The organism is Xanthobacter sp. BG11Y11_SDJG, assembly GCF_057364445.1.
In genome coordinates this window covers 1-6390 of record NZ_JBNFNU010000257.1, presented here as the reverse complement: position 1 = coordinate 6390, position 6390 = coordinate 1, and the positions used below count along the sequence as shown (strand labels likewise).

Genomic DNA, 6390 nt, shown 5'->3' with positions numbered 1-6390 from the left:
GTCGGCGGCATGCGGGCCGTCGGCGTGCGTCCCGCCTATCGCGGCGGCGCCTATCGGGCGGCGGCCTTCCGCCCCGGCTATCGTCCGGGCGTGGTGCGCCCCGGCTATCGGCCGGTCTATCCCGGCTATCGTCCTGGCTTCCGTCCGGGCTGGGGACCGGGCGGCGTCGCCTGGGGCCGTCCCGGCTGGCGTCCGCCTCCGGGCGCCTGGGGTCCGGGTCCGTGGCGGCCGGGCTGGGGTTGGTATCGTCCCGGCTGGGGCTGGGGCTACTACAACAATACGGGCGCCTGGGTGGCGCTGGGCGTCGCGAGCGCCGTCGCCGTCGGTGCCGCAGCCGCGGCCGCCAACAGCGCGGTCGTGACGGACGATGCGGTGGCCTACTGCATGCAGCGCTTCCGCTCCTACAACCCCGCCACCGGCACCTATACCGGCTATGACGGGCGGCAGCATCCCTGCCCGTGAGGCCTGAGCCGGCGAGCTGACGCCCGTCGCCTGGCATCGAAAGCCGAACGCCCCGCCGTGGCACACACGGCGGGGGCGTTTTCGTTTCGCATGGAACGGTCAGCCGGCCGACACGCGCGCGCGACGCGGCGCGCCGTGGCGCACCGGGGAACGCTTCAGATGTCGGTCTTGGGGGGAATGCACGACGGCCCGCAGGTCCGTGCCCCGCAGATGGCCTGAAGCCCAGGGGACCCCCGGCGAAACCGGGGTGCCGGCGGACGCCACCGATGGCGGCGTCCCCGAGCCTGAGGCTTCGCGCGGGCGACGCTCAGCGCGGCGCCAGGATCATGATCATCTGGCGGCCTTCGAGCATGGGCTCGCTCTCCACCTTGGCGATGGTGGCCACGTCTTCCTTCAGCTTCTGAAGCAGCTTGAAGCCGATATCCTGGTGCGCCATCTCGCGGCCGCGGAAGCGCAGGGTGACCTTGACCTTGTCGCCCTCCTCGAAGAACCGCTGCATGGAGCGCATCTTCACCTCGTAATCGTGGGTGTCGATGCCGGGCCGCAGCTTGATCTCCTTGACCTCGACGACCTTCTGCTTCTTGCGCGCCTCGCTGGCCTTCTTCTGGTTCTGATACTTGAAGCGGCCGAAATCGAGGATCTTGCAGACCGGAGGGGTGGAGTTGGGCGAGATTTCGACGAGGTCGAGACCGGCCTCCTGCGCGAGCGCGAGGGCGTCGCGAATGGCCAACACACCGCGGTTTTGCCCGTCCTGGTCGATCAACTGGACTTCGCGGATGCGGATTTCCTCATTGACGCGCGGTCCATCCTTCTCCGGCGCGACGGGTCTCATGGGGCGGCGAATGGCGTATGCTCCTCAGGCAATTGAACTCTGCCCGCAGCACTGGGCCAGGATGCGCGGCAACGCCGCGGGGTTCTTGGACCCGATCTTTGGGCAGGCGCCCAAGATCGTGACAAACCGTCCCAAAGTCAATGACCTTCGGGGATCGCGCGGCGCTGCGGCCGGTGTGCGCCGCACCAAGGCGCGCTCGGAGGCGACCGGTTCATCCTGACCGGCGCTGTTCGCGTTCATGGCCGGATCGCGCATGGGTTTTCGGGCCGGTGCACGGCGCAGGGCCGCTCGGCGCGCGCGGCTGGGGAGGGGCGCGCGCGGCGCTCTGGACGCTTGCGCCGGACACACGGCATAGTCGCGGCAGCCACAGTTCAGCCGCGTTTGCCGCGCAATTCCAGGGGGCGGAGCGAACGATTGGCGCGGCGGGAGCGGGCGGCTTGCGCGCAGGTCCTACGGGAACGCCAATGATCGACGCTGCCTCGGTACTCTCTCACACGCGCCTTCTGGCCGCAGGGCTTGCGCTGGTGCCGTTCGCGCTGGCGTTCGGCATCAACGCCGCGCGCGCGGACGGGCGCATGGTGGCGAAATATTCGCTCAGCGTCGCCGGGGTCGAGTTCGGCCGCGGCACCTTTGTCGTGCAGGCGAGCGATTCGGCCTACGAGATTTCGGGCACGGCGCGCATCACCGGCCTCATGCGGGCGGTGGCCAACGGCAAGGGCCGGGCGGCGGCGCGCGGCGCCTTCACCGGCGGGCGCATGGTGCCGATCGTCTACGCCATGGACGCCGAGGCCGACGGCAAGGAGGAGAGCGCGCGCATCGTCATGGCCGCCGGCGCGGTCAAGGAGATGGACGTGGAGCCGGTCCTGAAGTTCGCGCCGGACCGCGTCCCGGTCACCGAGGCGGTGCTCAAGAGCGTGCTCGACCCCGTGAGCGGCGCGTTCGCTTACATGCCCGGCACGGGCGAGATGCTCTCGGCGGCCGCCTGCCAGCGGGTCGTTCCGGTGTTCGACGGGCGCCAGCGCTACGACATCGCGCTCAGCTTCCAGCGCATCGAGCAGGTGAAGGTGGAGGGCTATAGCGGCCCCGCGGTGGTGTGCGCCGCCCGCTACAAGCCGGTCGCCGGCCACCGGCCCTCGCGCTACACGGTCAAGTACATGGTCGACAACAAGGACGTCTATGCCTGGCTGGTGCCGATCGCGGGCACGCGGCTGATGGCGCCCTACAAGGTCTCGGTCGCCACCATGATCGGCACCGCGGTGCTGGAGGCGGAGGCCATGGAGATGCTGCCGCCCGTCGGCGCCCTGTCCGTGAGCGCGCCCAAGCCGTGACGTCGATGAATCTTCAGCGCGGCCTTCTGGGGTGCGCTCCTGTGGCTGCGACAGCGTTGGACCACAAGCGCTAGTAGGGGGTGAAGGCGGAACATTGGCGCGGACCGATTCGCCCCCGTTTCGTTCCGTCCCTGTTCGCCCGCCCGCCGGCTCCGTGTGCCGCGACGGGAGGGCCGTTGCCGGCATTCTCCTTCGTCCGGACCGAAGCGCTGCGTTGACACCCGTGGGGGCGCAGGTGTTCCCTGAAGCGCGCGTGCGTGCACGCGAGAGGGCGATCCGATCCCGCTGATCCAGCTTGACCGGTGAATCGCCCTCTAACGAAATGATAGAGAACGCGTTCTCCGATCGGCGTCCGGTGCTGGCCGATCGGCGTGTGCTCTAGAGGACATCATGGCCAAAAGGACCAAGCTTGCCGAGAAGGACGTCGTCGCGTCCCACAGGGGCGTCAAGTCGCTGAGCGAGGCCAAGGCCTGGATGGCGGCGCGGGGCATCACCGAGATCGAATGCCAGGTTCCCGACCTCGCGGGCGTCGCCCGCGGCAAGATCATGCCGGCCTCCAAGTTCTTTTCCTCGCCGGTGATGAACCTGCCGCTGTCGGTGTTCTTCCAGACCATTTCCGGCGAGTACCCCGATTATGAGGGGCTCGTGGATTCGGTCATCGCCGACAGCGACCTGGTGCTGGAGCCGGACTTTTCCACCTTGTCGGCGGTGCCGTGGGCGCAGGATCCCACCGCCCAGGTGATCCACGATGCGTTCCACCGCGACGGACGGCCGGTGGAGGTGGCGCCGCGCCAGGTGCTGAAGCACGTGCTCTCGCTCTATGCCAACCGCGGCTGGAAGCCGGTGGTGGCGCCGGAGATCGAGTTCTATCTGGTGGAGCCGAACACCGATCCCGACTATCCGCTCAAGCCGCCGGTGGGGCGCTCGGGCCGGCCGGAGATCGGCCGCCAGTCCTATTCGATCCAGGCGGTGAACGAGTTCGACGCGCTGTTCGAGGACATTTACGCCTATTCCGAGGCCCAGGGCCTGGAGATCGACACGCTGATCCACGAGGACGGCGCGGCGCAGATGGAGATCAACCTGCGCCACGGCGAGCCGCTGGCGCTCGCCGACCAGGTGTTCCTGTTCAAGCGCACGATCCGCGAGGCGGCGCTGCTGCACAAGATCTACGCCACCTTCATGGCCAAGCCCATCGCCAACGAGCCGGGCAGCGCCATGCACATCCACCAGTCGGTGATCTCGGTCGCGACCGGCGAGAACATCTTCTCCGACAAGGACGGCGATCCGACGCCGGAGTTCTTTTCCTTCATCGCCGGCCACCAGAAATACCTGCCGGCGGTGATGTGCATCCTCGCGCCCTATGTGAACTCGTACCGGCGCCTGACCCGCGATTCCATGGCGCCCATCAACGTCCAGTGGGGCTATGACAACCGCACCGCCGGGCTGCGCGTGCCGCCCTCCACGCCCGAGGCTCGGCGGGTGGAGAACCGGGTGCCGTCCTCCGACGCCAACCCCTATCTGGTCATCGCCGCCTCGCTCGCCTGCGGCTATCTCGGCATGGTGGAGGGCCTGCGCGCCACCGATCCGCTAGAGCGCGACGCCAAGGATCTCGACTTCGAGCTTCCGCGCGGGCTCCTGGAGGCGGTCGCGGCGTTCCAGGACAGCGAGGAGGTGGCCGAGGTGCTCGGCCGCCGCTTCGTCGCCAACTACGCGGCCGTCAAGCAGGCCGAGTTCGAGACCTTCATGCGGGTGATCTCGCCCTGGGAGCGCGAGTATCTGCTGCTGAACGTGTGACGGGAGCACGCGCCGGTGGGTGAGCCGCGCGGATCGGGCCGCGTTCCACGTCCGGGCGAAGAGAACCGCCGCGGCGGGGGCCCGAGGGAGGACAACCGCTTCCGGGGAAGCCCGGCCGCGGTCCATCGGGGCGTCACCGTCCACACCATAAGAACAAGGAGCGCCATGCACCGCACTGCCGCCCCCTTAAGCCCGTCCGGCCATGCCAAATCCTGGTATGCGGCCACGGCGACCTCCCACCCGGCCCATCCGCCGCTGAAGGGCGCCGCCTCTGCCGATGTCTGCGTCGTGGGCGGTGGCTATACCGGGCTCTCGGCGGCGCTCCATCTGGCGGAGGCGGGCTTCGACGTGGTGCTGCTGGAGGCGGCGCGCGTCGGCTCCGGGGCGTCCGGGCGCAATGGCGGGCAGATCCATTCCGGCCAGCGGCGCGACCAGATGTTCCTCGAGGCGCAGGTCGGCAAGGACGACGCCCGGAAGCTCTGGGACCTTGCCGAGGAGGCAAAGAGCCTGCTCAAGGTTCTGGTGGCGCGCCACGCCATCAATTGCGACCTGAAGGACGGCCTGATCCTCGCCGATCACAAGGCCCGCTACGTCGCCGAGAGCCATGCCTATGCGCGCCACCTGAGGGAGGCCTACGGCTACGACGCGGTGCGCGAGCTCGGTCGCGACGAGATCGGCTATCTGGTCCGCTCGCCGCTCTATCACGGCGGCATCCTCGACCAGAAGGGCGGGCATCTGCACCCGCTGAATTTTGCCCTCGGCCTCGCCCGCGCCGCCGAGGCGGCGGGGGCGCGCATTCATGAATGCACCCGGGTCACCGGCTTTCAGGACGGCCCAAGGGTCAGGGTGACGACCGATCAGGGCGGCACGGTGGAGGCCGATTTCCTGCTCGAATGCGGCGACGGTCTCCAGGACGGGCTGGACCGCCGGGTGGACGGGCATGTCATGCCCATCTGCAACTACATCGTCGCCACCGCGCCGCTCGACGAGATGGGCCGCGAACTGCTGGCCAGCGAGGCCGCGGTGGCCGACAGCCGGTTCGTGGTGAACTATTTCCGCCTGAGCCATGACGGGCGGCTGCTGTTCGGCGGCGGCGAGAGCTATCGCCGGGCCCTCAGGGCGGACATTCCCGGCTTCGTGCGCCCCTACATGCTGAAGGTCTTTCCCCAGCTGAAGGAGGTCGACATCGACTATGGCTGGGGCGGGGTACTGGGCATCACCATGACGCGGCTGCCGTTCGTGCGGAAGCTCTCCGACAAGGTGCTGGTGGCCTCGGGCTATAGTGGGCAGGGCGTGATGCTGGCGCCGCTGTTCGGCAAGATTCTCGCCGAGGCCGTGCGCGGGCACCAGGAGCGCTTCGATATCCTCTCACGCCTGCCGGTGCCGGCATTTCCCGGCGGCACGATGATGCGCTACCCGCTGCTGGTGGCGGGTCTCACCTATTACGCGCTGCGCGACCGGCTGTGATCGGGGCGGGGAGCGGTCGGGAAGATCGCCCCGGCGCGCGGGTCAGTTCAGCCCGCCGAGCCTGCGGGCCTCCGCCAGCGCCTTCAGGCATCCCGCCTCGTCCCCCGCCGCCTGGAGGTTCATGGCTGCGTTGAGCGCGCCGAGCGCGCCGGAATCGGGCTGGGTGACGCCGGCCGCGGCGAGCGAGCCGGGTGTCGTCTGGTGATCGGTCTGCGCGGCGATGGACTGCTCCTGCGGCGGCGGCGCCTTCGGGCGCGGCTCCTTGCCCTTCAACTGCTGCTGCACCGCGACGATCTGCTCGAGGCAGCTCGCCGCGAAGGCCGGCGCCGACGCTCCCGAAAGGGCAAGCCCGGCGAGGACCGCGGCGAAACCGGCGCGGCGTGCGAAACAGGCGAACGAACGGGACATGATCCCTCCCTGAAGGCGGCCGCTCCCCCGGCGGCGCGGTTCCGCATTTAGACCGCGCGGCCGGGCTCCGCGCAAGGGGCAAGGCGGGACCGCGCCGCG

At 69.4% G+C, this 6390-nt stretch carries 7 protein-coding genes; 4 read left to right on the top strand and 3 right to left on the bottom strand.

What is annotated here, in order from left to right; all coding sequences use genetic code 11:
* A partial coding sequence (locus AC2W7M_RS17835; protein ID WP_486133713.1) for a BA14K family protein occupies positions 1-462 on the top strand: 462 nt, incomplete at its 5' end.
* A gap of 307 nt (positions 463-769) precedes the next feature.
* Here AC2W7M_RS17835 and infC read toward each other — a convergent pair.
* Both infC and AC2W7M_RS17825 read right to left on the bottom strand, forming a co-directional pair.
* Positions 770-1294, bottom strand: coding sequence for a translation initiation factor IF-3 (gene infC, locus AC2W7M_RS17830; RefSeq protein WP_394021948.1), 525 nt, complete (start codon positions 1292-1294; stop codon positions 770-772).
* Positions 1295-1318: 24 nt separating this feature from the next.
* Entirely contained in the window at positions 1319-1549 is a 231-nt protein-coding gene (locus AC2W7M_RS17825; protein ID WP_486133711.1) for a hypothetical protein, read from the bottom strand.
* A 209-nt stretch (positions 1550-1758) separates the two neighbouring features.
* Between AC2W7M_RS17825 and AC2W7M_RS17820 the strand changes: the two genes are divergently transcribed.
* The 3 genes from AC2W7M_RS17820 to AC2W7M_RS17810 all read left to right on the top strand — a co-directional run bounded on the left by AC2W7M_RS17820 (position 1759) and on the right by AC2W7M_RS17810 (position 5883).
* Positions 1759-2622 (top strand): DUF3108 domain-containing protein, encoded by an 864-nt coding sequence (locus AC2W7M_RS17820; protein WP_486133709.1) that lies wholly within the window; start codon positions 1759-1761, stop codon positions 2620-2622.
* Between the two features lie 390 nt (positions 2623-3012).
* Positions 3013-4416, top strand: coding sequence for a glutamine synthetase family protein (locus AC2W7M_RS17815; RefSeq protein ID WP_486133707.1), 1404 nt, complete (start codon positions 3013-3015; stop codon positions 4414-4416).
* 165 nt (positions 4417-4581) lie between these two features.
* Positions 4582-5883 carry an NAD(P)/FAD-dependent oxidoreductase gene (locus AC2W7M_RS17810; RefSeq protein ID WP_486133706.1) on the top strand — a complete coding sequence of 434 codons (1302 nt, stop codon included), beginning with the start codon at positions 4582-4584 and terminating at the stop codon, positions 5881-5883.
* A gap of 42 nt (positions 5884-5925) precedes the next feature.
* On the opposite strand, the gene AC2W7M_RS17805 is transcribed toward AC2W7M_RS17810, so the two are convergent.
* Positions 5926-6291 carry a hypothetical protein gene (locus AC2W7M_RS17805; RefSeq protein WP_486133704.1) on the bottom strand — a complete coding sequence of 122 codons (366 nt, stop codon included), beginning with the start codon at positions 6289-6291 and terminating at the stop codon, positions 5926-5928.
* Positions 6292-6390 lie beyond the last annotated feature (99 nt).